Source organism: Rhodanobacter lindaniclasticus (assembly GCF_004799035.1).
Classification (GTDB): Bacteria; Pseudomonadota; Gammaproteobacteria; order Xanthomonadales; family Rhodanobacteraceae; genus Rhodanobacter; species Rhodanobacter lindaniclasticus.
Map to the genome: position 1 here is coordinate 1 of NZ_MWIO01000029.1, position 25,838 is coordinate 25,838.

The 25,838-nt window shown below is 65.6% G+C and carries 23 protein-coding genes and 1 pseudogene; 16 read left to right on the plus strand and 8 right to left on the minus strand.

Going from position 1 to position 25,838, the window contains the following annotated elements; translation table 11 throughout:
* Nucleotides 1–223: 223 nt before the first annotated feature.
* Nucleotides 224–787: an alkyl hydroperoxide reductase subunit C gene (gene ahpC / locus B1991_RS10290; RefSeq protein WP_136258644.1), complete on the minus strand. Its 564-nt coding sequence runs from the start codon at nt 785–787 to the stop codon at nt 224–226.
* 165 nt (nt 788–952) lie between these two features.
* Nucleotides 953–2,266: a dicarboxylate/amino acid:cation symporter gene (locus B1991_RS10295; protein ID WP_136258645.1), complete on the minus strand. Its 1,314-nt coding sequence runs from the start codon at nt 2,264–2,266 to the stop codon at nt 953–955.
* Between the two features lie 153 nt (nt 2,267–2,419).
* Here B1991_RS10295 and prpB point away from each other — a divergent pair, with 153 nt between their 5' ends.
* The 3 genes from prpB (at nt 2,420) to prpC (ending at nt 5,116) form a co-directional block, all read left to right on the plus strand.
* Nucleotides 2,420–3,304, plus strand: coding sequence for a methylisocitrate lyase (gene prpB / locus B1991_RS10300; protein WP_136258646.1), 885 nt, complete (start codon nt 2,420–2,422; stop codon nt 3,302–3,304).
* An 11-nt stretch (nt 3,305–3,315) separates the two neighbouring features.
* Nucleotides 3,316–3,900, plus strand: coding sequence for a hypothetical protein (locus B1991_RS10305; RefSeq protein ID WP_136258647.1), 585 nt, complete (start codon nt 3,316–3,318; stop codon nt 3,898–3,900).
* Between the two features lie 61 nt (nt 3,901–3,961).
* Nucleotides 3,962–5,116, plus strand: a complete 1,155-nt coding sequence (prpC, locus tag B1991_RS10310; RefSeq protein ID WP_136258648.1) for a bifunctional 2-methylcitrate synthase/citrate synthase — start codon at nt 3,962–3,964, stop codon at nt 5,114–5,116.
* 150 nt (nt 5,117–5,266) lie between these two features.
* Here prpC and B1991_RS10315 read toward each other — a convergent pair whose 3' ends face one another.
* Nucleotides 5,267–5,956 carry a TerC family protein gene (locus B1991_RS10315; RefSeq protein WP_136258649.1) on the minus strand — a complete coding sequence of 230 codons (690 nt, stop codon included), beginning with the start codon at nt 5,954–5,956 and terminating at the stop codon, nt 5,267–5,269.
* A gap of 274 nt (nt 5,957–6,230) precedes the next feature.
* On the opposite strand from B1991_RS10315, the gene B1991_RS10320 reads away from it, so the two are divergent.
* The 3 genes from B1991_RS10320 (at nt 6,231) to B1991_RS10330 (ending at nt 10,018) form a co-directional block, all read left to right on the plus strand.
* Nucleotides 6,231–7,682: a bifunctional 2-methylcitrate dehydratase/aconitate hydratase gene (locus B1991_RS10320; protein ID WP_136258650.1), complete on the plus strand. Its 1,452-nt coding sequence runs from the start codon at nt 6,231–6,233 to the stop codon at nt 7,680–7,682.
* A 301-nt stretch (nt 7,683–7,983) separates the two neighbouring features.
* The gene (locus B1991_RS10325; RefSeq protein ID WP_136258651.1) at nt 7,984–9,138 is read left to right on the plus strand and encodes an OmpA family protein; all 1,155 of its coding nucleotides are present in this window, start codon (nt 7,984–7,986) and stop codon (nt 9,136–9,138) included.
* Between the two features lie 181 nt (nt 9,139–9,319).
* On the plus strand, nt 9,320–10,018 hold the full coding sequence (locus B1991_RS10330) for a pseudouridine synthase (protein ID WP_425466671.1): 699 nt from the start codon (nt 9,320–9,322) through the stop codon (nt 10,016–10,018).
* A gap of 85 nt (nt 10,019–10,103) precedes the next feature.
* Here the strand turns inward: B1991_RS10330 and kbl are convergent, their stop codons facing one another.
* From kbl to tdh, 3 genes are all read right to left on the minus strand, one after another.
* Entirely contained in the window at nt 10,104–11,303 is a 1,200-nt protein-coding gene (gene kbl / locus B1991_RS10335) for a glycine C-acetyltransferase (RefSeq protein ID WP_136258652.1), read from the minus strand.
* A gap of 83 nt (nt 11,304–11,386) precedes the next feature.
* Entirely contained in the window at nt 11,387–15,058 is a 3,672-nt protein-coding gene (locus B1991_RS10340) for a DUF748 domain-containing protein (protein WP_136258653.1), read from the minus strand.
* 136 nt (nt 15,059–15,194) lie between these two features.
* A complete protein-coding gene (gene tdh / locus B1991_RS10345; RefSeq protein ID WP_210772117.1) occupies nt 15,195–16,229 on the minus strand; it encodes an L-threonine 3-dehydrogenase in 1,035 nt (344 codons plus the stop codon).
* A gap of 165 nt (nt 16,230–16,394) precedes the next feature.
* Here tdh and B1991_RS19170 point away from each other — a divergent pair.
* The 7 genes and pseudogenes from B1991_RS19170 (at nt 16,395) to B1991_RS10380 (ending at nt 23,414) form a co-directional block, all read left to right on the plus strand.
* Nucleotides 16,395–17,145, plus strand: a pseudogene (locus B1991_RS19170) (S46 family peptidase).
* A 75-nt stretch (nt 17,146–17,220) separates the two neighbouring features.
* The gene (miaA, locus tag B1991_RS10355; RefSeq protein ID WP_136258655.1) at nt 17,221–18,186 is read left to right on the plus strand and encodes a tRNA (adenosine(37)-N6)-dimethylallyltransferase MiaA; all 966 of its coding nucleotides are present in this window, start codon (nt 17,221–17,223) and stop codon (nt 18,184–18,186) included.
* Nucleotides 18,187–18,318: 132 nt separating this feature from the next.
* Nucleotides 18,319–18,594 (plus strand): RNA chaperone Hfq, encoded by a 276-nt coding sequence (gene hfq / locus B1991_RS10360; RefSeq protein WP_136258656.1) that lies wholly within the window; start codon nt 18,319–18,321, stop codon nt 18,592–18,594.
* 57 nt (nt 18,595–18,651) lie between these two features.
* Nucleotides 18,652–19,953 (plus strand): ribosome rescue GTPase HflX, encoded by a 1,302-nt coding sequence (hflX, locus tag B1991_RS10365; RefSeq protein WP_136258657.1) that lies wholly within the window; start codon nt 18,652–18,654, stop codon nt 19,951–19,953.
* Between the two features lie 168 nt (nt 19,954–20,121).
* Nucleotides 20,122–21,180, plus strand: a complete 1,059-nt coding sequence (gene hflK / locus B1991_RS10370) for an FtsH protease activity modulator HflK (RefSeq protein ID WP_136258658.1) — start codon at nt 20,122–20,124, stop codon at nt 21,178–21,180.
* Nucleotides 21,177–22,046: a protease modulator HflC gene (hflC, locus tag B1991_RS10375; protein ID WP_136258659.1), complete on the plus strand. Its 870-nt coding sequence runs from the start codon at nt 21,177–21,179 to the stop codon at nt 22,044–22,046. The genes hflK and hflC overlap by 4 nt, the downstream gene beginning before the upstream one ends.
* A gap of 75 nt (nt 22,047–22,121) precedes the next feature.
* Entirely contained in the window at nt 22,122–23,414 is a 1,293-nt protein-coding gene (locus B1991_RS10380; protein WP_136258660.1) for an adenylosuccinate synthase, read from the plus strand.
* A gap of 46 nt (nt 23,415–23,460) precedes the next feature.
* Here the strand turns inward: B1991_RS10380 and smpB are convergent, their stop codons facing one another.
* Complete coding sequence (gene smpB, locus B1991_RS10385; protein ID WP_136258661.1) at nt 23,461–23,949, minus strand: SsrA-binding protein SmpB; 489 nt, start codon at nt 23,947–23,949, stop codon at nt 23,461–23,463.
* Between the two features lie 141 nt (nt 23,950–24,090).
* On the opposite strand from smpB, the gene B1991_RS10390 reads away from it, so the two are divergent.
* Both B1991_RS10390 and B1991_RS10395 read left to right on the plus strand, forming a co-directional pair.
* On the plus strand, nt 24,091–24,522 hold the full coding sequence (locus tag B1991_RS10390) for a type II toxin-antitoxin system RatA family toxin (protein WP_136258705.1): 432 nt from the start codon (nt 24,091–24,093) through the stop codon (nt 24,520–24,522).
* Nucleotides 24,515–24,796, plus strand: a complete 282-nt coding sequence (locus tag B1991_RS10395) for an RnfH family protein (RefSeq protein WP_136258662.1) — start codon at nt 24,515–24,517, stop codon at nt 24,794–24,796. The genes B1991_RS10390 and B1991_RS10395 overlap by 8 nt, the downstream gene beginning before the upstream one ends.
* Nucleotides 24,797–24,820: 24 nt before the next feature.
* Here B1991_RS10395 and B1991_RS10400 read toward each other — a convergent pair whose 3' ends face one another.
* On the minus strand, nt 24,821–25,279 hold the full coding sequence (locus B1991_RS10400; protein ID WP_136258663.1) for an outer membrane protein assembly factor BamE: 459 nt from the start codon (nt 25,277–25,279) through the stop codon (nt 24,821–24,823).
* A gap of 76 nt (nt 25,280–25,355) precedes the next feature.
* Here B1991_RS10400 and fur point away from each other — a divergent pair, with 76 nt between their 5' ends.
* Entirely contained in the window at nt 25,356–25,778 is a 423-nt protein-coding gene (gene fur / locus B1991_RS10405; RefSeq protein WP_136258664.1) for a ferric iron uptake transcriptional regulator, read from the plus strand.
* The last annotated feature ends 60 nt before the right edge of the window (nt 25,779–25,838 follow it).

Sequence of the window (25,838 nt, forward strand, 5' to 3'; positions counted from 1 at the left end):
CCATATTGTCACTCGATGTGTATTATGTTGTTTTTTGTGATAGCTCCGGCCCGACCATAAATAAATCCACATCTCTATTCGTCGGCAGCGTCAGAGGTGTATAGGAGGCAGGCCTGACGGGGAGGGGAGGGGCAGGCCGGACGCAGGCCGCTGGCACAAGCATCCCGGGCGGAGCCCGGGCGCGCCGTGGCGCCCGGGTCCGTGACATCGTTGCAGCGATAACTCAGATCTTGCCGACCAGGTCCAGCGACGGCGCGAGGGTCTTCTCGCCTTCCTTCCACTTGGCCGGGCAGACCTCGTTCGGATGGGCAGCGACGTACTGCGCGGCCTTGACCTTGCGCAGCAGCTCGGACGCGTCGCGGCCGATGCCGCCGGCGTTGATCTCGACGATCTGGATCTTGCCCGCGGGGTCGATCACGAAGGTACCGCGATCGGCGATGCCGTCGGCCTCGATCAGCACGTCGAAGTTGCGCGAGAGCAGGTGGGTCGGGTCGCCGACCATGGTGTAGTTGATCTTCTTCACCGCATCGGAGGTGTCGTGCCACGCCTTGTGCGCGAAATGGGTGTCGGTGGAGACCGAGTAGATCTCGACGCCCAGCTTCTGGAACTCGGCGTAGTTGTCGGCCAGGTCCTCGAGCTCGGTCGGGCAGACGAAGGTGAAGTCGGCCGGGTAGAAGAACACCACCGACCACTTGCCCTTCAGGTCCGCTTCGCTGACTTCGATGAACTTGCCGGCCTTGAGGGCCTGGGCCTTGAACGGTTTCACTTCGGTATTGATCAGAGACATCGTCGGCTTCCCGTGGTGGTTGAAGAACAGTGGAGATGTTACGAGCCTGCACGCCATTAATCTAATTGATTGTTGGCATGGCTTCGATCGTCAATGGCTATCGAAGCCCAGGCCGCAGGCGGCCGCGCCGGCGGCCGGCAGCGGGACAGTTTCCGAGAGCGTGCGTTACGGCGTCGCGAAGCGGTCGCGCAGCTGGTTGTCCACCACGGTGGCAGTGACGATGTCGCTGCCCACGTTCACCGTGGTACGCATCATGTCGAGCACGCGATCGACACCGATGACGATGCCGATGCCCTCCGGCGGGATGCCGAACGTCGCCAGCAAGCCGGCGATCATCGGCAGCGAGCCGCCGGGGATGCCGGCCACCGCCACTGCGCTGAGCACCGACAGCAGCATCAGGATGGCCTGGTGGGTGATCGACAGCTCGACGCCGAACGCCTGTGCCACGAACAGCACCACGCAGCCTTCGAACAGGGCCGTGCCGCTCATGTTCATGGTTGCGCCCAGCGGCAGCACGAAGCCGGCGGTGCTGGGATTGAGCTTCAGCTCTTCCTGTGCCACCGCCAGCGAGGCGGGCAGGCAGGCGTTGCTGGAACTGGTCGAAAATGCGGTGATCAGCAGGGCGCGGATCTGGCGGAAGTACGCCAACGGCGAACGCTTCGCCAGGAAGCGCAGCCACAGCGACATGGTGCCGAACAGGTGCAGTGCCAGCGCCACGCTGCAGCCTGCCACGAATACGGACAACGCCAGCAGTACATCGACGCCGACCTTGACGATCACGCTGTAGATCATCGCCGGCACCGCGTACGGCGCCAGTTGCAGGGCGAAGCCCACGATCTTCGTCATCAGGTCGGTGATGGTGTCCAGCGCCACCTGTACGCGCTTGCGCTCCTTCTCGCGCAACTGGGTGGCAGCGGCGCCGACCAGGATCGCGAACAGGATCAGCGGCAGCACGTCGCCGAGCGCGTCGCGACTGGGGCCGGCCACCGCACCGACCAGGTTGCGCGGCATGAACATCTCCACCAGCGTGCCGAAACTCATGCGCGGCTGGGCCGCCTTGGTGTCGATCGTCTTCTGCGCGCTGCTGCCGTACTCCTGCATCAGCTGGGCGCGCGCCTGTTCGTCCAGGTGATGGCCTGGCCGCACGGTGTTCATCATCACCAGGCCAATCGCCACCGCGATCAGCATGTTGGCGAAGAACAGCATGAAGGTGCGCCCGGCCAGCGGGCCGAGTCGGTCCAACCGGCCCAGTTGCGCCACGCCGGAGGCCAGCGAGCTGAACACCAGCGGGATCACCACGAAGAACAGCATGCGCAGGAAGATCTGCCCGAACGGGTCGAACACGGCCGCGGAGATTTTCTGCATCAACGCCAGCGTGGGTGGATGCAACTGGCCAATGCCGAGTGTGATCACGGCGGCGACCACGCCGATCACCAGGCCCCAGAGGATGCGTTTCGCGAGAGGAGTCGATGTGCTCATCGGACCGAATGTACGGGGCCGCGGCGGATTCGTCACGCAAGAAATTGCGATCGGCTGCCAGCCCGGTGCCCGCGGCCGTGGCGGGGGTGCCGGAAGGTCCAATCCCGGCCGTTGTCGCAGTGGGCTAAAATGAGCGTTTTCATGGGAGGCCACATGGCACAGTCAGCATCCCCGGGCGCCCGCTTTCGCGCCGCCGTTGCCACCGAGCAGCCGCTGCAGGTCATGGGTGCGATCACGGCCTATGCCGGCCTGATGGCCAAACGCGTGGGCTACCAGGCGCTGTACCTGTCCGGGGGCGGGGTGGCCGCCAATTCGCTGGGCATGCCGGATCTGGGCATTTCCACGATGGAGGACGTGCTCACCGACGCCCGCCGCATCGTCGACGCCACCGGCCTGCCGTTGCTGGTCGACATCGATACGGGCTGGGGCGGGGCGTTCAACATCGGCCGCACGATCCGTTCGTTCCAGCGCGTGGGCGTGGCCGCGGTGCACATGGAAGACCAGGTCGGCCAGAAGCGTTGCGGCCACCGTCCCGGCAAGGAAGTGGTTCCGAAGGAGGAGATGGTCGATCGGGTGAAGGCTGCGGTCGACGCGCGCACCGATGCGGACTTCGTGATCATGGCGCGCACCGACGCAGCGGCCGTGGAAGGTATCGATTCCGCGATCGAGCGCGCGGTGGCCTACGTCGAGGCCGGCGCCGACATGATCTTCCCCGAGGCGATGAAGACGCTGGACGACTACCGCAAGTTCAAGGCGGCGGTGAAGGTGCCGATCCTGGCCAACCTCACCGAGTTCGGCTCGACGCCGTTCTTCACCACCGACGAACTGCGCGACGCCGGCGTGGACATCGCGCTGTATTGCTGCGGCGCGTACCGGGCGATGAACAAGGCGGCGCTCAACTTCTACGAGACCGTGCGCCGCGAAGGCACGCAGAAGAACATCATCGACACCTTGCAGACGCGCGAGGAGCTGTACGACTTCCTCGGCTATCACGCCTACGAGGACAAGCTGGACGAACTGTTCTCGGCAAAAAAGTGAGTTTGGACTCCATGTCGGATTCTCCGGAAAAGCCGGATGACGCAGTGACCGCTTTCGCGAAGCGAGGCGTTCGTTGGGACGCGGCCGCTGCGGTCATCGCATCGCTGGTCGGTCTGCTGGCGCTGGTTGTCGCCGGCTACACCGCGTATATCCAGCGTCAGCAGGCGAGCGCACAGGTCTGGCCCTATTTGATGATGGCCAGCAGTGACATGTCGACCGAGTACATGTGGTTGAACAAGGGCGTCGGCCCCGCGCAGGTGGAAAGCGTGGAGGTATTCGTGGGAGGCAAACTGCAGAAAGACTGGCGCGCCGTGTTTCGTTCCCTTCAACTGGAGAATCTCGGTTATGGGCAGAGCACATTGAACGGCAATGTCCTGTCGGCCGGCGAGAAGGTCGCGTGGTTGATATTCGACAAGCGCGACGATTTTCTTGCCTTCCGCTCGGCTGCCAAGCGAGCGAAGTTCGGCGTCAGATTGTGCTATTGCTCGACGCTGGGCGACTGCTGGATCAACGATTCGACCAACGGCGACTGGAACGATCGCCACGCGATGGCGAAATGCCCCGTCGTGGCAGAATCGAGCCAGTTTGGGGACTGACATCACGCAGCCGCCGATTGCCGGCGGGTGCACCCGAGAACCAGATCGAAAGGAGTGAAGCATGGGCAACAACACAGAGCAGGTTCTCCCCAAGGCCAAGAAATCCGTCGCCCTGTCCGGCGTGGCCGCGGGCAACACCGCGCTGTGCACGGTCGGCCGCAGCGGCAACGACCTGCATTACCGCGGCTATGACATCCATGACCTGGCCGCCAAGGGCTGCTTCGAGGAAGTCGCCTACCTGCTGGTGCACGGCGTGCTGCCGAACTGGACCGAGCTGCAGAACTACAAGGCCAAGCTGAAGCGCCTGCGCGGCCTGCCGGCACCGGTCAAGGCCGCGATGGAGCTGCTTCCTGCCTCCACCCATCCGATGGACGTGCTGCGCACCGGCTGCTCGGTGCTCGGCACCGTGCTGCCGGAGAAGGACGACCACAATGTCACCGGCGCGCGCGACATCGCCGATCGCCTGATGGCCAGCTTCGGCTCGATGCTGCTGTACTGGTATCACTTCAGCCACAACGGCAAGCGCATCGAGACCGAGACCGACGACGACTCGATCGCCGCGCACTTCCTGCACCTGCTGCACGGCAGGAAGCCGAGCGAGCTGCACGCGCAGGCGCTGGACAAGTCGCTGGTGCTGTACGCCGAGCATGAGTTCAATGCCTCGACCTTCGCCGCCCGCGTCATTGCCGGCACCGGCTCGGACATCTACTCGGCGATCACCGGCGCCATCGGTGCGCTGCGCGGCCCCAAGCATGGTGGCGCCAACGAGGTGGCGATGGAGATCATCGCGCGCTACCGCAATGCCGACGATGCGGAGGCCGACATCCGCGCCCGCGTCGAGAAGAAGGAAATCATCATCGGCTTCGGCCATCCGGTCTACACGGTGTCCGATCCGCGCAACGAGATCATCAAGGAGATCTCGCGCAAGCTGTGCACCGATGGCGGCAACCCGACCCTGTTCGACGTCTCCGAACGCATCGAAAAGGTGATGGGCGAGCTGAAGAAGATGTTCCCCAACCTCGACTGGTTCTCCGCCAGCACCTACCACATGATGGGCGTGCCCACCGCGATGTTCACACCGCTGTTCGTGATCGCGCGCACCGCCGGCTGGAGCGCGCACGTGATCGAACAGCGCCAGGACGGCAAGATCATCCGCCCCAGCGCCAACTACACCGGGCCGGAAGACCTGGCCTACGTGCCGATCGACAAGCGTTAGAAAGCACGGGCAAGGTGGCGGGGAGCCAACCGGTTCCCGCCTGCCTTGCGCTTTCGGTGTGGTTTACAGGACTTGCCGTCGACCTGACGCAACAGGTCGACGGGCTGGCACTCCAGTGCCGTGCAGAGAAGGCTCCTGGCGAGGCCGCACTTACGCGCCGGCTTGCCGCAGTCGCTTCCTGCGGCGCTGCACCAGCCAGCCGCCACCGCAAATGACCAGGATGGCCAGGACGTCGAGGCCGTATGCGGCCCAGGCGTGGGCGTCGAACCATCCGCTGAGCAACTGGTCGTGGGCGATCATGCGGCCGGCGGTGATCGCAATCGCGGCTGCGCCGATGTACATGATGATCGGGAAGCGGTCGATCAGCTTGAGGATCAGGGTCGACCCCCATACCACCAGCGGCACGCTGACCAGCAGGCCGATGATGACCAGGCCCAGGTGACCCTTGGAGGCGCCCGCGATCGCCAGCACGTTGTCCAGCCCCATCAGCGCATCGGCGACGATGATCGTGCGCAATGCGCCCCAGAACGTCTTGCCGACCTTGATGTCCGGGCCGTCGTCGTCGCCGTGGTTCAGCAGTTGCCAGGCAATCGGCAGCAACAGCAGGCCACCGGCAAGCATCAGGCCGGGCAGCTTGAGCAGGAACACCACGATGGCGGTAAGCGCGAAGCGCACGGCCACGGCGCCGAACGTGCCCCAGAACACCGCCTTCTTCTGCAGATGCTTCGGCAGTCGGCTGGCGGCCATGGCAATGACGATGGCGTTGTCGCCGGCCAGCACGAGGTCGAGCAGGATGATGGTGAGCAGGCCGGAGAGAAAATCGGGAGCAACGAGGGTCATCGGGGGTTCCATGCGCGTCGAACAATGCGGCAGCCATGGACGCGCGCGGCCCATGTCCGCCACAAAAGTCTTGTTCGCAGGATGACTGCCGGACGACCGGAGCGATTGCTCGCTCGTGCTGACGATCGTCGCACCGCGGAAACAGGGCTTGCCGCGGGAACTACTCCCTCTTGGGCTGGCGGCGATTGTCGCGGCGCGCGCGCTCCGCGGTCAAGCAACGCGTTCGATGCCAGTCAGCTAAAATGGCGATTTTCCCTCGCCACGAGATCCCGCCATGAGTGCGCATGACATCCGTTCCGCCGTCCGTCCCGATCCCGACCAGCCGCTGATCGACATCGCCGATTACGTAGTCGATTACCGGATCGATTCGAAGGAGGCCTACGACACCGCGCGCTACATGCTGCTGGACTCGCTCGCCACCGCCATGATGGCGATGAAGTTCCCCGAGTGCGTGAAGCACCTCGGTCCGCTGGTGCCGGGCGCCACGCTGCCGGGTGGCGCACGCGTGCCGGGCACCAGCCATGAGCTGGATCCGGTGCAGGCGGCGTTCGCGATCGGCACGCAGATCCGCTGGCTGGATTTCAACGACACCTGGCTGGCAGCCGAGTGGGGCCATCCGTCGGACAACCTCGGCAGCATCCTGGCCGTCGGCGACTACCTCGGCCGCAAGGCGGAGCGGGAGGGCGGCCAGCCGCTGACCGTGCGCGACGCGCTCGGCTACGCGATCAAGGCGCACGAGATCCAGGGCTGCTACGCGCTGCTGAACAGCTTCAACCGGGTCGGCCAGGACCACGTGATCCTGGTGCGGCTGGCCTCCACCGCGGTGACCACCGCGATGCTCGGCGGCAACAAGGAGCAGATCACCACCGCCGTGTCGCACAGCTGGATCGACAACGGCGCGCTGCGCACCTACCGCCACGCGCCGAACACCGGGCCGCGCAAGAGCTGGGCCGCCGGCGATGCGTGCCGCCGTGCGGTGACCCATGCGATCAATGCGGTGTATCGCGGCGTGGTCGGTTACCCGTCGGCGCTGTCGGCGAAGACCTGGGGGTTCTACGACGTGGCGTTCGGCGGCAAGCCGTTCGAGTTCGAGCGCCCGTTCGGCAGCTACGTGATGGAGAACGTGCTGTTCAAGATCAGCTATCCGGCCGAGTTCCACGCGCAGACTGCAGTGGAATGCGCCATGCAGCTGCATGGGGCGGTGGCCGGCAAGCTCGACCAGATCGAGAAGGTCGTCATCGAGACGCAGGAAGCGGGTTGCCGCATCATCGACAAGACCGGTCCGCTGGCGAACTACGCCGACCGCGATCACTGCATCCAGTACATGGTTGCCGTACCGCTGATCTTCGGTCGCCTGGTGGCCAGCGACTACAACGATGATGTCGCCGCCGACCCGCGCATCGACGCGCTGCGCGACAAGATGACCGTGGTGGAAAATACGCAGTTCACCCGCGATTATTTCGATCCGGCCAAGCGCTATATCGGCAATTCCGTGCAGGTGTTCTTCAAGGACGGCAGCAGTACGGAGAAAGTGTCCATCGATTATCCGATCGGCCACCGCAAGCGCCGGGCCGAGGGAATTCCGGTACTCCTGCAAAAGTTCGAGGCGGCCATGCGCGAGCAACTGCCGGCGCATCGGGTCAAGGCAATCATGGACGCCACGCGCGATCCGGCCCGGCTGGACGCCATGCCGCTGCACCAGTTCCTCGGTCTCTTCACATTGTAGGCACGGCCGACATGGAAGATTCCTTCCGGCCGGAGATGAACCAGGCCCGGCGGCGAGAAGGTTTGTGCAGTCTGGCCGCTTGGTGAAGGGGGCAGTCCGGTACGCTCACTTACCTGAATGATTTTGCACCGAATGGCTGCAAAAGCGTGTGCGACAGGATTGGCTGCTTAACGTTTTTGCTACAATGCGTGCCGCTTGTCACAGACAAGTCAAGCGCGGGCCGCCAGGCCTTTGATTCTGACGTGCGACTTTCGGGTATGGGTCGAACGGACTCAAATTTTAATAATCGAGGAGACACCTGATGAAACGTAAGGGCTTGTATTTCCTGATCGCTCTCGCCCTGGGCGGCGTAGGTGCCGTTCAAGCGCAGGACTCGGCCGCACCGGCTGATACCTCGAGCAGCGAGAGTGCCGTCTCGACCTATGACGGCCGTTGGTATATCGCGCCGGCCGTGGGTGGTTACTACAACGACACCGACCGCAATACGAATAGCCGCCAGTTCTATTTCGGCCTCGGCGTCGGCCGTTACTTCTCGCCAAACATGTCGCTCGACTTTTTTGTCGACCACACCAATCGTCATATTGACAATGCCGTGATCGGGGCGGGCCCCGGCCACAGCAATCGCCAGTGGATCAGCAATTCGGTGGGCGCGGTGGCGCGTTTCTACGCCGGTGACTGGAATTCCTGGCGCCCGTACGCACTGGCGGGTGTGATGGGCAGCCATCACCACTCCTACCTGGATAGCGGTTGGTCACCTGCCGCCGAGCTGGGTGGCGGTGTGTCCAAGGCCGTGGGTCCGAGTACCGACTTCCGCCTGGAAGCGGCCTACCGTTACGACTTCGACAACAAGTCCCAGCCGGAGAAGGATGGCTACGGTGACTGGCTGCTCGGCTTCAGCGTCGTCGCTCGCTTCGGCACGCCTGCCGCCGCTCCTGCGCCGGTAGCGGCACCGGTTGCCCCTCCGCCGGCCGACTGCTCCACCCTGGACAGCGACCAGGACGGCGTGAACGACTGCGAGGACAAGTGCCCCGCCACTGCGGCTGGCACGATCGTCGGCCCGGATGGCTGCGCGCAGAAGGTCGTGATCGACCTGCGCGGCGTGAACTTCAAGTTCGATCGTCCGAAGGCGGGTGAGACCGACATTTCCAAGTCGCTCGCCGAGCCGACCGCCGATTCGATCTCGGTGCTGAACCAGGCCGTCGACACCTTGCAGCGTTACCCGCAGGTGCACGTGACCGTGGCCGGTTATACCGACTCGAAGGGCACGGACGCGTACAACCAGAAGCTGTCCGAGCGTCGCGCTTCGATCGTCTACAACTACCTGACCAGCCATGGCATTGATGCCAGCCGTCTGGAAGGCCCGATCGGCCACGGCGAGAGCAACCCCATCGGCGACAACGAAACCGATGCGGGCCGTGCGCAGAACCGTCGCACGGAGCTGCAGGTTCAGCAATAATCGAACCTCGGTAGCAAACAAAAAAGCCCGGCTCCGGCCGGGCTTTTTTTGTGGGTGGTGGCGCCGATTCTTGTTGCCCCGAGGCCTTGGCCTATACGCTTGCGCGATGTCTCGCTCATCCTCCTTCCATTCGGCACGCGCCTCCGCGTCGGCACCATCGCCACGGTACGGGCTTGCCCGGGTGCTGTCCAAGCTGGGTATGTGCTCGCGCAGCCAGGCGGAACAGTGGATCCGTGCGGGGCGGGTCAGTCTTGACGGCCGGGTGGTCCACGATCCCCAGCATCCAACCTCGATCGAGGGCGGGCAGGTTGCCGTCGATGGAAAACCCGTGCACCAGGCCGGGCACGTCCATATCGCGTTCAACAAGCCGCGCGGCATCGTGGTCAGCGCGGCCGACGAGCATGGCCGCGCGACGGTCTACACGGCGCTTGCCGCCGCCGGATTGCCCTGGCTGGGTCCGGTCGGTCGACTGGACAAGGCCAGCGAAGGATTGCTGCTGCTGAGCAATGACACCCGTTGGGCGGCGGGCATCACCGATCCTGCAACGCACCTGGAGAAGACCTACCACGTCCAGGTCGCGGGCTTGCCGGATGCCGCCGTGCTGGAAGCGATGCTGGCGGGCGTCGAGGATGCAGGCGAACTCCTGCGGGCCCGTCGCGCCACGTTGCTGCGTGCAGGCGCGAAGAACGCGTGGCTGGAAGTGGTGCTGGACGAAGGCCGCAACCGGCATATCCGTCGGCTGCTGGCCGCGCTGGGTTTCGACGTATTGCGGCTGGTCCGGGTGGCGATCGGCCCGCTTGCGCTGGGCGAGCTGGCGAAAGGGCAGTGGCGCCGGCTGAGTACGGACGAAGTCGAAGCACTCGACACCCACAAGGCTTGAGCCCGATAGCGCAAGGCAGGCGCTGTCTTCCGCTTCTGCTGTCAAACGCCGGCGGGCAGCGCCATTCCACGCAACGAGGTGGCCGTCAGCCGCCGATCACGCCCAGCTTCCGGCCCACCTTGGTGAAGGCGGCAATGGCCCGGTCGAGATGCTCGCGGGTATGCGCCGCGCTCATCTGGGTGCGGATGCGCGCCTGGCCTTGCGGTACCACCGGGTAGAAGAAGCCGGTGACGTAGATGCCTTCCTCCAGCAGCTCGGTGGCCATCGCCTGCGCCTTCGGTGCGTCGTAGATCATCACCGGCACGATCGGGTGCATGCCCGGCTTGATGTCGAAGCCCGCACGGGTCATCTGCTCGCGGAAGTAGTGCGTGTTCTCCTGCACCTTCGCGCGCAGGTCACCTGCCGAGGCGAGCATGTCGAACACCTTGATCGCGGCGGCCACCACATGCGGCGGCAGCGAGTTGGAAAACAGGTAGGGGCGCGAGCGCTGGCGCAGCATCTCGATGATCTCGGCGCGCCCGGTGGTGAAGCCACCCAGTGCACCGCCGAGTGCTTTGCCCAGCGTGCCGGTGAAGATGTCGATCTTGTCCATCACGCCGTTGACCTCGGCCGAGCCGCGGCCGCTGTCGCCGAGGAAACCGGTGCAATGGCATTCGTCGATATGCACCATCGCACCATATTTCTCCGCCAGCGCGGTGATCTGGTCGAGCTTGGCGATGAAGCCGTCCATCGAGAACGCACCGTCGGTCGAGATCAGCTTGGTGCGGGCGCCGGCGGCGTCGGCCGCCTGCAACTGCTTCTCCAGGTCGGCCATGTCGCTGTTGGCGTAGCGGTAGCGCTTGGCCTTGCACAGACGGATGCCGTCGATGATCGAGGCGTGATTCAACGCGTCGGAGATCACCGCGTCTTCCTCGCCCAGCAGCGGCTCGAACAGGCCGCCGTTGGCGTCGAAGCAGGCGGCGTAGAGGATGGTGTCCTCGGTGCCGAAGAACGCGGCGATCTTCGCCTCCAGCTGCTTGTGCAGGTTCTGCGTACCGCAGATGAAGCGCACGCTGGCCATGCCGAAGCCGTGGCTGTCCAGCGCGTCCTTGGCGGCCTGGATCACCGCCGGATGGTCGGCCAGGCCGAGGTAGTTGTTGGCGCAGAAGTTCAGCACCTTGCGGCCGCCTTCCAGCTCGATCTCGGCGGACTGCGGCGAGACGATGATGCGCTCGGCCTTGAACAGGCCTTGTTCGCGGATGGCGTCGAGTTCGCTGGCGTAGCGCGCCTTGGCTGAGTAGCTCATGGAGATTCCGGCCCGTGGACAAAGCCCTATTTTGACCGCTTGGCGCGATGCTGGGAAGGAAGCACGGGCCGGGCCGTGCGGTGCTATTGCGTCAGGCTGAAGTCCGCGCGCGTGGTCTTGCCCTTGTCGTCGATGCCCTGTGCGTCGAGTTTCGGTTCCTGCAGCGACACGCGCGCGTCGTCCAGCTTGCCCTTCAACCAGGCTTGCACTGCCGCGGCGCGGCGCTCGGCCAGCGCACGCATGGCCTTGGTATCCACCGATACGCTGGTTTCCATCAGGCTGCGCATCTCGTCGGGTTCGAGCGATTTCTTCAGGCCGAGGAAGTTGCGCGGCTTGTCCGGGAGGTCGTCGTGGCGGTAGGCACGACGGAGGTACTTTCCGTACTCGTCGGGGGTGACGCTGACCGCAGCCAGTGCGGCGTCGGAGGTGTCGGCGTCCTTGCCCTCGGTATCCAGCGCTTTCTCGCGGCGCATCAGATTGTCCACCGTGACCTTGCGCAGGCCGTCCTGGTCCTTGCTTGGGTCGACCCGACCGATGATGCCGAACTTGAGCGAAGGTTTCTGTTGCAGCAGGGTCACGATCTTGCCCAGGCGCGCCTGCGCCTCCGTGTCGAGCACGGCCGAGCCCGACGCGAACTCGACATAGCCGAGTTCCTCGTGGTTGCCGCCGAAGGCGCCGGCCAGCAGACGGAACGGGGCGGTGGCGGCCTTGGCGATCAGGTTGCCGATGGCGCGCCAGATCAGTCCGCCCAGGCTGAACTGCGGATCGTCCAGCGAGCCGGACACCGGCACGTTCACGTCGATGTTGCCCTGGGTGTCCTTGAGCAGGGCCACCGCCAGCTTCACCGGCAGGTGCTTGATGCCCGGGCTCTCGTTGCGCGCGCCGAAGGTGAGCTGGGTGATGAAGATGTGGTTGTCCGCGTTGAGCTTGCGGTTGTCCAGCATGTAGTGGACGTCCACGTTGAGCTTGCCGGCGGTGATCGGATAGCCCGTGTAGCGGGTGGAGTAGGCGGCGAGGCGGGTCAGTTCGACCTCGTTGGCCTTGCCCTTGATGTCCAGGAAGGCCACCGGCTGCAGCGGATTGATGCTGCCGTCGATGTCCACCGGTGAATCGTCATCCAGCGCCGCCTGCACCGACAGCGCGGCCGGTGGATCGCCCGGGGTGGTGCCGAATGCGCCAATCCTGCCGGTGAGCTTGGTGAGGTTGGCGGTGTAGTTCGGCTTGATGAAGTTGTCGGTGTAGTTGAGCTGGCCGTTGACCAGGGTGATGCCGCCGATGTGGATGTCGGGCGGAGGCGCCGCCGGTGTCGCAACAGCCGCGACTGGCGCGCTGGTGCTCGGCACCGGAGCCGGCGCGGGCGTCGCCGGCTTCGGTTGCGGCACGATCGGCGTGCCGGCGGCGCGGGTCACCGACACCGGTGCGGCTTCGGGCGAGGCAACCACGTCGGCCAAGTTCAATTTGCCGTCCGCGTTGACGATCATGCGGGCGTAGAACGAGGCGAGCGCGAGTGCGCCGACATGCATGCGCGGTGGCTCTTCGCCGATCTCGGCATCGACGTCCGCGGCACTCAGCGTGTGCCAGCGCAGGAAGTCGTCACCGGTGAGCTTGTCCTGCACGCGCACGCGTTCCAGCGCGGCATTGCCCCGGTAGCGCAGCCTGGCTGTATCGCCTCGGCCGTCGTAATGCAGCTTGCCGTTGCTGGTGAGCTGGGCGCTGCTGATGGTGACGTTCAGCGGCACGCCGATGTACGGCTCGAAGCGGGCGATATCCAGCCGCCTGGTGTCCAGCTTCAGGTCGGCTCCCAGCGGCGAAAGCCGCAGCTTGCCGGTGGCGGCAAAGGTGCCCCGCCGGCCGATGCCACCCTGCAACTGGAAGGGACGGGCCTCGCTCAGCTTGTCGCTCAGCTGGTCGATGCCGCCCTTGAGTGATTTCAGCTCCAGGCTGACCGGCGAGGTGCCGGCGGCGAGATCGGTGAAGGCGAGCGCGCCGTCATCGAGGCCGAAGTGGGCGATGCTCCAGCGCCAGGGCAGGTCGTGCTCTGCCGCGACGGCAGCCGTTTTCCGGCCAGCCGGTGGTGCCAGCAGTTCCAGCAGGCTGATGGCGCCGTTGCGCTGGCGTTGCAGCTTCAGGTCGAGCTTGCTGACGGTGACCGTGCCCAATTGCACCTGACGGCTGGCCAGGTCGAGCAGGCGCAGTTCCACCTGCAGCTTGCCCCAGGCCAGCGGCGTGCCGTGTTCCTTCAAGGGCTCTTCAAGCGTGAAGCCGCTTACCGTGGCGTGCGCATCGGTCAGGTGCACGTTGACGGCCTTGCCCCAGTCGAGCTGCAACTGGCCATCGGCGTCGAGCTTGCCCTTGGTTACCTGCGCGGCCATGGGCGGCGTCATGCCTTGCAACGGGGCCACGTCCACCTGCTTGATGCCCAGTCTGGCTGCCAGCCGCCCGACAGCCAGGTCCAGCGTGCCCTTGGCCGACAGGGTGCCGCCGCCGAGCCGGGCGGCCAGATCGATCCGGCCGGCGGGGGCAGGCTGCAGGCTCAGGCCCTGCAGCGTGCCGTGCAGATCATCGAGATCGAGCTTGTGCTGGGTGGCGTCGGTGTGGTGGAAGGCACTGTTCGTCAGCGCCAGCGAGGCGATGCGCAGATCGGTCGGCGTCGCATCGGTGGCGGCTGCGGCTGGCGTGGAGCTGGTGGTCAGGCTGTCGAAGTTGCTGTGACCGTCCGTGCCCTGGGTGTAGTGCAACTGCGCCCGGTCCAGTTGCAACGCGCCCAGGCGGTAGCGCGAGAGCAGCGGTTGCACGTCGACCAGCTCGGCGCTGCCGTGACCGAGTTCGAGGATCGGCTCGCCGCGATTGCTGGCGAGGGCGAAGTCGTCCAGTTGCAGCTGGCCGGTCAGTTGGAGTTGGGGCGTTGGCCGGGTCTGCACGAAATGCAGGTCCAGGTTGCCGCTGAACCGCCCCTTGGGCACGGCCACCGGCAGTGGCATCGGAACGTAGGCCAGGTAGCGTGGCAGGTCCAGCTGGTCGAGCTGGAAGTGCACCACCGCTTCGCGGGTATCGGCGAAGGGCTTGGTGTGGCCGTCGATGCGCAGCGGACTGCCGTCCACGCGCAACGAAAGCAGCGGCTGCACGAACACGTCGGTGTCGCTGGGCAGGTTGGCGATGAAGGGGATGCCCAGCTCCAGTTGCTCGACATGATGGCTGGTCTTGGCCAACTGGTCATCGAACCGGATGTCGCCCGCATGCACGCCGATGTTGGACAGCGAGAAGCGCGCCGGCGGTGCCTTCGGGTCCGCGGGTTTCGAGGCGTAGCGTTCCAGCAGGTCGGTGAAGTTGAAGCGCCCGCCGGCGGTGCGCACGATATGGATCCGCGGATGCTGCAGGCGCAGCTCGTCCAGCACCGGCGCGCGGCGGAACAGCGAGGTCCATGAGGCGTTGATCACTGCCTCGTCGATGTCCACGAACGGCGCGCGGCCGTCGCGGTCGGCGATGTGCAACCGGTCCAGCTGCAGGCGCAGGGTGTAGGGATTGAAGTGCACCGCACCCAGCGTCACCGGCCGCGACAAGGCCGCGCTGGCGCGTTTCTCGATCTGGCCGCGGATGATCGGCGGCGCGGCGAGGAAGCCGAGCAGGCCGAATACCACCAGTGCGATGGCGGCGATCAGCGCGTACTTGCGCGCGCGGTGCGAGCGGTACAGCTGCCGGGCCTTGTCGCGGGCCGCCGCCAGGCGGACACCTGCCATGGAGCGAAGAGCGTTCATGCGGACTTTCCGTGGGCGTCATGGACCGGCGGCACCCGCCGGGTACTTCCTGCAGCCGGCAGCTACCGGCCGCAGAAAGTTTACGCAGGTGCCGTGAAACCGGCGATGACAGGCGTCAACCGTCGTCCGCGCTCGTTCAGCTCCAGGAGCAGACCACCTTGCCGCACTGGCCGGCGTCCATCAGGTCGAAGCCCTTCTGGAAGTCGTCGATGTGGATCTGGTGGGTGAGCACCTTCTGCAGCGGGAAACCGGTCAGCACCATCTGGGTCATCTTGTACCAGGTCTCGTACATGCGGCGGCCGTAGATGCCCTGCAGCGTGAGGCCCTTGAAGATCACCTTGTCCCAGTCGATGCCGGCGCCCTTGGGCTGGATGCCGAGCAGGGCGATCTTGCCGCCGTGGTACATGCAGTCGAGCATGTCGTTGAAGGCGCGCGGATTGCCGCTCATCTCCATGCCCACGTCGAAGCCTTCCATGTGCAGATCCTTCATCGCGTCCTTGAGCGAGGCGTTGGCCACGTTCACCACGCGGGTGGCACCCATGTCGGCGGCGAGTTTCAGGCGAAAATCGTTCACGTCGGTGACGACGACGTTGCGCGCACCCACGTGCTTGGCGATGCCGGCGGCGATGATGCCGATCGGGCCGGCGCCGGTGATCAGCACGTCCTCGCCGATCAGGTCGAATTCCAGCGCGCAGTGCGCGGCGTTGCCATAGGGGTCGAAGAAGGCGGCAAGCTCCGAGGGGATCTGGTCCGGGATCGGCCACAGGTTGGAGGCCGGCATGGCCATGTATTCGGCGAACGCGCCGTTGCGGTTCACGCCGATGCCGACCGTGTTCGGGCACAGGTGCTGGCGGCCGGCGCGGCAGTTGCGGCAGTGACCGCAGACGATGTGGCCTTCGGCCGAGACGCGGTCGCCGATCTTGTAGCCAGTGACGCCGGGGCCGATCTCGACGATGCGGCCCACGAATTCATGGCCGATGGTGAGGCCGGGCTTGATGACACGCTGGCTCCACTCGTCCCACTTGTAGATGTGCAGGTCGGTGCCGCAGATCGCGGTCTTTTCGATCTTGATCAGCACCTCGTTGGGGCCGATCTCGGGCATCGGCACCTCTTCCATCCAGATGCCCTGTTCGGGCTTGCGCTTGACCAGGGCTTTCATCGTCTGCGGCATGGGGAATCCATCGGTGGGCCCGCGATGCGGGCGGGGAAACCGCAATTATAGATCGTCGCCGCGGGTGGCCGCTGCCGCGCCGGCATCTTGCCCGCGCAGCCTGGGCAGACGATGACGCAAGTTTGTGCGACGGCGCGGAGGGTCAGTTCGATGCGATGGAAAAGGATGCCGTGGTCCACCGCGGTGGCGATGTCGTTCAATCCGCTGGTGCAGGCGGACGAGGGCATGTGGATGCCGTCGCAGCTGCCGTCGATCGGCCAGCAGAGGAAGGCCGCCGGCTACCGGAGCGATCCCGCCGCGATGGCCGACCTGACCCGGCCGCCGCTCAGCGGTGGTCAAGGTCGGCGGCGCCACCGGCGCCTTCGCCAGCGAGCAGGGCCTGGTGCTGTCCAATCAACACGTGGCGTTCGGGGTGATCCAGTGCAACAGCAATGCCGGGCGCAACCTGATCGACGATGGTTTCGTGGCCGCCAGCCCGGCTGAGGAGCTGCCGGCCAATCCGGACTTCCGCCTGCGCGTCACGGTCGGCTTCGAGCCGGTCACCGACCAGGTACTGGCCAACGCCCGCGGCAAGGCCGGCCGCACCAACCGCTACCGTCTCGCCGACGAGGTGCAAAGTTCGATCGACTGGACGTACCCGACCCAGATCAAAGTGTACGAGGACACGCTGAACATCATCGACACCGCCCGCAAGGCCGCCCGGAGGGTGGCGGTGAAGTACTCCAGCATGGTCGCCGGCCTCGACAACTACCTGAAGAACTTCGACGGCAACTGGGAATCGGTCAGCGGCGACTGGCTGTTCAATCCGCAGTTCAACCGCTCGATCCAGGTCGACGTGCGCTGCATGCCGTGGGTGATGCACCACCTCGACCGCGCCGACAACCTGCTGAAGGAAATGGGCGTGTCGGCGAAGTAAGCCGCCCGTCGACCACGAGAGACCCGCGTCATTGGCGCGGGCCTCTTGCGTTGCCGCAGCCCTTAAACTGTCGCGATGCCGCTCGACACCCGCCCCCTCGCCATCTTCCTGATGGGTCCGACCGCCTCGGGCAAGACCGCACTGGCGTGTGAGCTGAGCGAGCGTTTCCCGCTCGATCTGGTCAGCGTCGATTCGGCGTTGGTCTATCGCGGCATGGATATCGGCACGGCCAAGCCCGACCCGGCGACACTGGCGCGTTATCCCCATGCGCTGGTCGACATCCGTGATCCTTCGCAGCCGTACTCGGCCGCGGATTTTCGCGCCGATGCGGTGCCGGTGATGGAACGGATCAGCGCACAGGGCGGGGTGCCGCTGCTGGTCGGCGGCACCGGGTTGTATTTCCGCGCGTTGCAGCAGGGTCTGTCCGACTTGCCGGAAGCCGACCCGGCGACCCGCGCGCGGCTGGCTGCCGAAGCGCAGCGGCTCGGCTGGCCGGCCATGCACGCACGGTTGGTGAACCTCGACCCGACTGCAGCTGCCCGGATCGACTGCAACGACGTCCAGCGCCTGCAGCGTGCGCTGGAGGTGATCGAATTGACCGGCCGGCCACTGTCCGAGCTGCAGCGTGGTGCAGCGGCGCACTTCCCCTGGCGCGTGCTGAAGCTGGCACTGCTGCCGGCCGATCGACGGGTGCTGCACGAACGTATCGCCCGGCGTCTCGACGCGATGCTGGCCGAGGGCTTCCTCGACGAAGTCCGTGCGCTGCGAGCACGTGGCGACCTTCATGCCGACTTGCCGGCGATCCGTGCGGTCGGCTACCGGCAGGCGTGGGAATACCTGGACGGCCAGACCGACGCGGCCACGTTCCGCGATCGCGCCGTCTTCGCCACCCGCCAGTTGGCCAAGCGCCAGATCACCTGGCTGCGCAGTGACGCCGGTACGCGGATCTTCGATCCGGACCGGGCCGGCCTGGGTGAGCGGGTTGGCGCGGCAGTGACACTGTTTGTCGCCGGTTCGGCCGGCCTCGTGCCGTCGGCGTGACCCAGTCCACCCTCGCGGTGCAAAAATCTTCTTTCATCAAGCATTTGAAAGCAGTTAACATCCGGTCATGTTGGGCCGGGGCGCCAGTGGCGTCTTTTCTCCGGTCTGGTCGTGGCAAGGGGAGAACAAGAAATGTCCAAGGGGCAGTCGTTGCAGGATCCGTTTCTCAATGCATTGCGGCGCGAGCGCGTGCCCGTGGCCATCTATCTGGTCAATGGCATCAAGCTGCAGGGCACGGTCGAGTCGTTCGACCAGTTCGTGGTGCTGTTGCGCAATCAGGTCAGCCAGATGGTGTACAAGCACGCCATTTCCACCGTGGTGCCGAGCCGCAACGTGCGCATCGGCAACGGTCATGAGGGCCACGATCACCAGGCCGACACTTCGGCGACCGTCGAAGCGGGTACTTGATTGAGCGGGCGGCGATCCACATGAAGGAGGATTGTCCCCGCAGGATTCTGCCCAACCGTGTTTGACCGGCAAAAGAGAGGCGACCGCGCCGTCCTGGTGCTTCCGCATTCGCGTGGCGAAGGCGATGCCGCGCGCCGCGCGGAGGAATTCGCCGAACTGGCCAGGTCGGCCGGTGCCGAGGTGCTGGCAACCATCGGCGCGCGCGTCGACGACGCCAACCCACGCTACTACATCGGCAGCGGCAAGGCCGACGAGGTCGCCGAGGCGGCCCGGGCAGTGGAAGCGGATCTGGTGCTGGTCGACCACCTGCTGACTCCCGTGCAGGAGCGCAATCTGGAGAAACATCTCGGCGTGCGCGTGGTCGACCGTGCCGGCCTGATCCTGGACATCTTCGCCCAGCGCGCGCGTTCCCACGAAGGCAAGCTGGAAGTGGAGCTGGCCCAGCTCAAGCACCTGGCCACGCGGCTGGTGCGCGGCTGGACCCATCTGGACGCCCAGCGCGGCGGCGCCATCGGCAATCGCGGTCCCGGCGAAACCCAGCTCGAAACCGACCGTCGCCTGCTGGCAGTGCGGGTGAAGATGCTCACCAAGCGGCTGGAAAAGGTGCAGACCCAGCGCGGTCAGCAACGCCGTTCGCGTTTGCGTAACACCGTGCCGCGGGTCGCCCTGGTCGGTTACACCAATGCCGGCAAATCCACCTTGTTCAACGCCTTGACCCGCGGCTCGGTCTACGCGGCGGACCAGTTGTTCGCCACGCTCGACCCCACCGTGCGCAAGATCGAGGATCTCGCCTGCGGCCCGGCCGTGATCGCCGACACCGTGGGCTTCATCCGCGAACTGCCGCATGACCTGGTCGCAGCGTTCCGCGCGACCCTGACCGAGGCCCGCGATGCCGACCTGCTGCTGCATGTGGGCGATGCCGCCGATGAGGAGCGCGCACGCCTGCATCGGGTGGTCGATACCGTGCTGGACGACATCGGCGCAGGCGAGGTCCCGCAGTTGCAGGTGATGAACAAGATCGACCTGGCCGGTGCGGAACCGCGGATCGAGCGAGACGCCACCGGCAGGCCGGTACGGGTATGGCTGTCCGCCGCCACCGGCGCCGGAGTCGACCTGCTGCGCGTGGCGCTGGGCGAATTGCTTGGCGGCGACCGCGTGCAGTCGCCGCTGCACCTGCCCTTGTCCGCCGGGCGGCTGCATGCGCGCCTGAAGGCAGCCGGGGCGATCAGCGCCGAGCAGGTGGACGAGCACGGCTGGCAGCTGCGCATCGACGCGCCGCGCAGCGTGATCGCGCCGCTCAGCGGCGGTGAGGGCGCCGAGGCGATGCTGTTGCGGGAACTGTTGAGTGCAGCCGGTTGATTGGCCGCGCCCGGACGGTTTCGGCTAGCCTCTGCTAGAATGCACAGGGTTTGCGCGGGCCATGGCGACATGGATGGTCCAGTGGTCGCCTCGCCTTGTGCGAGGTGGAAGAAAGGCATGTTCCGGCCGTCGTTGCCGGCCTCCCGACGGCTTCAAGGAGACTGACTCGTGGCGTGGAATGAACCCGGAAAGAACGGGCAGAGCGATCCGTGGAACCGCAAGCGTCCCGGCAAGTCGCCGCTGGACGACCTGCTGGCCAAGCTGAAGAACCGCGGCGGGAAGTTTGGCCAAGGCTCCGGCGGCCTTCTCACCGGCGTGCTGGTGCTGATCGTGGTGGGCCTGCTGTTCAGCAGCTACACGATCATCGGCGCACGCGAGCAGGGCGTGGTGCTGCGCTTCGGCCAGTACTCGCGCACCTTGCCGCCCGGCTTCCACCTGAAGCTTCCGCAGCCGATCGAATCGGTCACCAAGGTCGAGGCCACCCGTATCCGCTCGGTCACCGACAAGGTGGCCATGCTGACCCGCGACGAGAACATCATCACGATCGACTTCACCGTGCAGTACCAGGTGGATGATTCGCGCAAATATCTGTTTTCGCTGACCGATCCCGACGGCACCATCAGTGCCGCCGCCGAAGCGGCCGTGCGTGGCGTGATCGGCGGCAGCGACATGGACCAGGTCCTCTCGGCCGCCGGTGCCAACCTGGTCGCCCAGGCGCAGCAGGCCTTGCAGCAAACCCTGGACGGCTACGACTCAGGCCTGCGGGTAACCGAGGTGAGCTTCCAGAACGTGGCGCCCCCCGATGAGGTGAAGGACGCGTTCGACGACGTCAACAATGCCCGGGAAGACAAGCAGAGCATCGAGAACTCCGCCTTGGCCTACGCCAGCAAGGTGGTGCCGGTGGCACGCGGCGAAGCGGCCCGCATTGCCGCCGAAGCTGCCGGTTACAAGGCCGAACGCATCGCCCGCGCCCAAGGCGACACCGATCGCTTCAACCTGTTGCTCGCGCAATACAAGGCGGCACCCGAAGTCACCCGCAAGCGGCTGTGGCTGGAGACCATGGAAGAAGTGATGGCGCACAACACCAAGATCGTCGACGACGCCAGCGGTCGCAACATCATCAACCTGCCTTCGACGCCGGGCTCCGCGCCTGCGGCAGGGACGACCCAGGTCGGCGCGATCGTCCCCGCGCCGGGCAGCGCCAGCGACAAGGGAGCACAGCCATGAACCGGATCGTCGCAGCATTCGTCGCCGTCGTGGTGATCCTGCTCGGCCTGAGCGGCGTGTTCGTGGTGCGGGAAGGCCACAGCGCGCTGGTCCTGCAGTTCGGCCGCATCGTTCACACGGACTACCAGCCCGGCCTGCATTTCAAGCTGCCGGTGCTGCAGCAGGTGATCCATTTCGACAAGCGCATCCTGTCGCTGGAGGCACCACCCGAGCGCTACTTCACCTCCGAGAAGAAGAGCGTCAACGTCGACTTCTACGTCAAGTGGCGCATTGCCGACAACGCGGCCTACTACCGCGCCACGGGCGGCGACCAGTTGCAGGCCGCCCAGCGGCTCACTCCCATCGTCAAGGATGCGCTGCGCTTCGAGTTCAATGCGCGTACCTTGCCCGACCTCATCTCCGGCGGGCGCAAGGACATCACCGAGCGCGTGCGCGCGCAGACCGACGCGTCGGCCCGGAAGAACCTGGGCATTGCCGTGGTCGACGTGCGCATCAAGCGCATCGACCTGCCCAACGAGGTCAGCGAGTCGGTCTACAAGCGGATGCGCGCCGAACGTCTGCAACTGGCCAACGAACTGCGCTACACCGGCCAGGAATCGGCTACCCGGATCAAGGCCGACGCGGATCGCCAGGCCCAGGTGCTGGAAGCCGATGCCAACCGCGATGCAGCCAAGGTGAAGGGCGAAGGCGACGCCAAGGCAGCCGGGATCTACGCGGACTCCTACAGCAAGGATCCGGAGTTCTACGCCTTCTATCGCAGCCTGGCGGCCTATCGTGCGTCGCTGGAGACCGGCAACGGCGTACTCATCCTGAAGCCCGACTCGCCGTTCCTGCACTACTTCGACGACCCCGCGCCGCGGAAGTAGGCGGCATCGATCCAGCGACGGGCGTTCATCCTTGCCGCTCCTGGCGGGGCGGCAAACAACGAGACGAGAGTTCACATGGGCAAGTCAGTCGTAATCCTGGGTGCGCAGTGGGGCGACGAGGGCAAGGGCAAGATCGTCGACCTGTTGACCGAGCAGGTCAGCGCGGTGGCGCGTTTCCAGGGAGGCCACAACGCCGGCCACACGCTGGTGATCAAGGGCAAGAAGACCGTGCTGCACCTGATCCCCTCGGGCATCCTGCGCGAAGACGCGCTGTGCCTGATCGGCAACGGCGTGGTGCTGTCGCCCGAAGCGCTGATCAACGAGATCAGCGAACTGGAGGCCAATGGCGTCGAGGTGCGTTCGCGCGTCAAGATCAGCCCGGCGACGCCGCTGATCATGCCGTATCACATCGCGGTCGACAAAGCCCGCGAGATCGCCGCGGGCGGCAAGGCCATCGGCACCACCGGTCGCGGCATCGGCCCGGCCTACGAGGACAAGGTCGCGCGCCGTTCGATCCGCGTCGCCGATCTGATGTACCCGCACGAATTGCCGGCGCTGCTGAAGACAGCCGTCGACTACCACAACTTCATCCTCACCCAGTGGCTGAAGGCCGAGCCGGTCGATTACGACGCGGTACTCAAGGACGCGCTGGCCTGGGGTGAATACATCCGCCCGCTGGTCGACGACGTCGCCACCATCCTGCACGATGTGCGCAAGGAAGGCGGCAACATCCTGTACGAAGGCGCGCAGGGCGCGCTGCTCGACATCGATCACGGCACCTATCCCTACGTCACCTCCAGCAACACCACCGTCGGCGGCGCGCTGGCCGGTACCGGTGTGGGGGCGCAGGACATCGACTACGTGCTGGGCATCTGCAAGGCCTATGCGACGCGCGTCGGCAGCGGGCCGTTCCCGACCGAGCTCAACGACGAGATGGGCGAGTTGCTGCGCAAGAAGGGCAACGAATTCGGCGCCAGCACTGGTCGTCCGCGTCGCTGCGGCTGGATCGACCTGGTTGCACTCAAGCGCGCCACCCAGATCAACGGCATCAATGGCCTGGCGATCACCAAGCTCGACGTGCTCGACGGCCTGCCCACCATCAAGGTCTGCATCGCCTACGAATACCGGGGCAAGCGCCGCGAACTGGCGCCGCTGGATGCGGATGGCTGGGACGAGTGCAAGCCGGTCTACCTGGAGTTTCCCGGCTGGGAGGAGTCCACCGCGGGCATCCGCGACTGGAACAAGCTGCCGCCCGCCGCGCGCGCCTACCTGCGTGCCGTCGAGGAGCTTTCCGGTTGCCGCCTGGCGCTGGTGGCCACCGGCGCGGACCGGGAAGACACCATCGTGCTGGATGACCCGTTCGCCTGAGGCGCGCACACCCCGCCGCGTAGCGGCACCAGGCGGGGTTTGTTGATCAGGCGCGGTTGTGCGAACGCATGGTGCGCTGTTTCTCGATCTGCCAGTCGCGCTGCTTCTCGGTCTCGCGCTTGTCGTGTTCCTGCTTGCCGCGGGCCAGGCCGATCTCGACCTTGACCTTGTTGCCTTTCCAGTACATCGCGGTGGGCACCAGGGTATAACCCTTGCGTTCGACTGCGCCGACCAGCTGGTCGATCTCCTTGCGGTGGAGCAGCAGTTTGCGGCTGCGCCGATCGTCGGCGATGACGTGCGTGGACGCGCTGATCAACGGCGGGATCGAGCAACCGACCAGGAAGACCTCGTTCCTGAGCACGACCGCGTAGCTGTCGCCGAAGTTGATGCGGCCGGCCCGCAACGCTTTCAGTTCCCAGCCCTGCAGGGCCACGCCCGCCTCGAAGCGCTGGTCGATGTGGTACTCGAAGCGCGCGCGCTTGTTCAGCGCGATCGTGCCGCCGCCCTTGATGTCCTTGTCCTTGCTTTTGGCCATGTCCGCTAAACTTCGGGCCTCTGGGCGGCCGCATTGCCCGTCGCCCTGTGGGAGCGACGCTTTTTGTTGAAAGTGCGTCCAGGAAGGGCGCTCACTTGATCTTCGCATTCATGGATGAATGCACAAGCCCAAGAGGTGGTTGTGATCGAAATACGTCGCAGCGCGCTGGTGAAGTATTCGCCGGCGCAGATGTTCGAATTGGTCAACGATGTGGAAGCATACCCAAAGCGCTTTGCCTGGTGTGCGGGGGCCGAGGTGCTGGAGCGCGGCGATGACGTGGTGGTGGCCAGGCTGGATCTCAAGTTTGCCGGGTTCCGCCAAAGCTTCACCACGCGCAACGTGCTCGACCCGCCACGGCGTCTGGAGATGAACCTGGTCGAGGGGCCGTTTCGCAGCCTGCACGGTGTATGGGATTTCATCGCGCTGGGCGATGCCGGGAGCAAGGTCGCTTTCGCACTTGATTTCGATTACGCGGGCAAGCTCGGCGGCGCCGCTTTGAGGCTCGGCTTCCAGGGTCTGGCCGGGCGCATGGTGGATGACTTCTGCCGCGAGGCGGAGCGTCTCCATGGCTGAGTCGCCGATCGCCGTCGAGGTGGTTTTCGCCGATGGCGAGTCGGCGGTGGTGCGGTGCCACGCGCAAGTCCCGGGCGGTTGCACCGTGGCCGAGGCAATCGCGGCCAGCGGCATCATCCCGTCGTTGCCGGAGGGCGCCGTGGCCCCCGCGCGGCTGGGCATCTTCGGGCGCAAGGCCGCTGCAGATCAGATCGTGCGTGACGGTGACCGCATCGAGATCTGTCGACCGCTGGTGCTTGATCCGATGGAGGCGCGTCGCCGGCGTTCGCGCTGAAACCTGATGGAGTGATCGTCGGACTCAGTGGCTGCCGTCGTTTCCCTGACCCAGGCCACCATCGTTCTTCTTGTCGTCGGGCGACTTGCTCTTGTCGCCCTCGGTTTCGGTGGCCGGGTAGCCCGAGTTGTACTTGCGGCTTTCCTTGATCAGCTGCTGCGGGTCGCGGGCGAAGAAGTCGCCTTCGGTGTGCACCAGGGTGTCGTTGTTGAAGGTCAGCTTGAACGTGCGTACCTTGGGCTTGCCGCCGCGGCGGGACTGGGTGGACACGTAATCCCAGCGGCTGTTGTCGAATGGGGTGCGCACCGACGGCGTACCGAGCAGCACCAGGACCTGGTGCTTCGTCATCCCCGGCTTCAGCTGATCCACCATCTTTTCGTCCAGCAGGTTGCCTTGCTGCACGTCCGGTGTGTACGCGATGTGGCAGCCGGCGACGGCGAATGCCAGCAGTGCGACAACCGGCAGGGTGATCAGCTTTTGCATGCGTGTTGCGTCCAGGGTCGTGAAGTCGTCGGATGATACACTACCGGCTCGGGGACGCCGTGTGCGGAGAGAGGCTATGGAACAGGAAACCAGAGAGCTGCGCCGGGTCGGTCTCAAGGTGACCCATCCGCGCATGCGCATCCTGCAGGTGTTCGACGAGGAGAGCGAGCGCCACCTGACTGCCGAGGACGTGTACAAGCACCTGCTCGCCCAGAAGGAGGATATCGGCCTGGCGACCGTGTATCGGGTGCTGACCCAGTTCGAGGCGGCAGGGATCATCGTCAAGCACAATTTCGAAGGTGGTCAGGCGGTCTATGAACTTGATCGCGGCAAGCACCACGACCACATGATTGATGTGGACAGCGGCAAGGTGATCGAGTTCATCAGCGACGAGATCGAGCGCCTGCAGCACGAGATCGCCGCCAAGCACGGCTATGTGATCGAGGACCACAGCCTGGTGCTTTACGTGCGGCCGAAGCAACGCACCCGCAAGGAATGAAGGCCGCCGCCCGCGGGACCTTTCGGGCACAAAAAAACCGCAGGGGGACTCCTGTCCGCC

Coding starts and splice junctions, on each gene's coding strand:
- B1991_RS10340 (WP_136258653.1), bottom strand. CDS start 15,058: ATGAACGCTCTTCGCTCCATGGCAGGTGTCCGCCTGGCGGCGGCCCGC.
- fur (WP_136258664.1), top strand. CDS start 25,356: ATGGAACAGGAAACCAGAGAGCTGCGCCGGGTCGGTCTCAAGGTGACC.
- prpB (WP_136258646.1), top strand. CDS start 2,420: ATGGCACAGTCAGCATCCCCGGGCGCCCGCTTTCGCGCCGCCGTTGCC.
- B1991_RS10305 (WP_136258647.1), top strand. CDS start 3,316: ATGTCGGATTCTCCGGAAAAGCCGGATGACGCAGTGACCGCTTTCGCG.
- B1991_RS10320 (WP_136258650.1), top strand. CDS start 6,231: ATGAGTGCGCATGACATCCGTTCCGCCGTCCGTCCCGATCCCGACCAG.
- miaA (WP_136258655.1), top strand. CDS start 17,221: ATGCCGCTCGACACCCGCCCCCTCGCCATCTTCCTGATGGGTCCGACC.
- kbl (WP_136258652.1), bottom strand. CDS start 11,303: ATGAGCTACTCAGCCAAGGCGCGCTACGCCAGCGAACTCGACGCCATC.
- B1991_RS10395 (WP_136258662.1), top strand. CDS start 24,515: ATGGCTGAGTCGCCGATCGCCGTCGAGGTGGTTTTCGCCGATGGCGAG.
- hflC (WP_136258659.1), top strand. CDS start 21,177: ATGAACCGGATCGTCGCAGCATTCGTCGCCGTCGTGGTGATCCTGCTC.
- smpB (WP_136258661.1), bottom strand. CDS start 23,949: ATGGCCAAAAGCAAGGACAAGGACATCAAGGGCGGCGGCACGATCGCG.
- tdh (WP_210772117.1), bottom strand. CDS start 16,229: ATGCCGCAGACGATGAAAGCCCTGGTCAAGCGCAAGCCCGAACAGGGC.
- B1991_RS10325 (WP_136258651.1), top strand. CDS start 7,984: ATGAAACGTAAGGGCTTGTATTTCCTGATCGCTCTCGCCCTGGGCGGC.
- B1991_RS10295 (WP_136258645.1), bottom strand. CDS start 2,266: ATGAGCACATCGACTCCTCTCGCGAAACGCATCCTCTGGGGCCTGGTG.
- B1991_RS10315 (WP_136258649.1), bottom strand. CDS start 5,956: ATGACCCTCGTTGCTCCCGATTTTCTCTCCGGCCTGCTCACCATCATC.
- B1991_RS10380 (WP_136258660.1), top strand. CDS start 22,122: ATGGGCAAGTCAGTCGTAATCCTGGGTGCGCAGTGGGGCGACGAGGGC.
- prpC (WP_136258648.1), top strand. CDS start 3,962: ATGGGCAACAACACAGAGCAGGTTCTCCCCAAGGCCAAGAAATCCGTC.
- B1991_RS10400 (WP_136258663.1), bottom strand. CDS start 25,279: ATGCAAAAGCTGATCACCCTGCCGGTTGTCGCACTGCTGGCATTCGCC.
- hfq (WP_136258656.1), top strand. CDS start 18,319: ATGTCCAAGGGGCAGTCGTTGCAGGATCCGTTTCTCAATGCATTGCGG.
- ahpC (WP_136258644.1), bottom strand. CDS start 787: ATGTCTCTGATCAATACCGAAGTGAAACCGTTCAAGGCCCAGGCCCTC.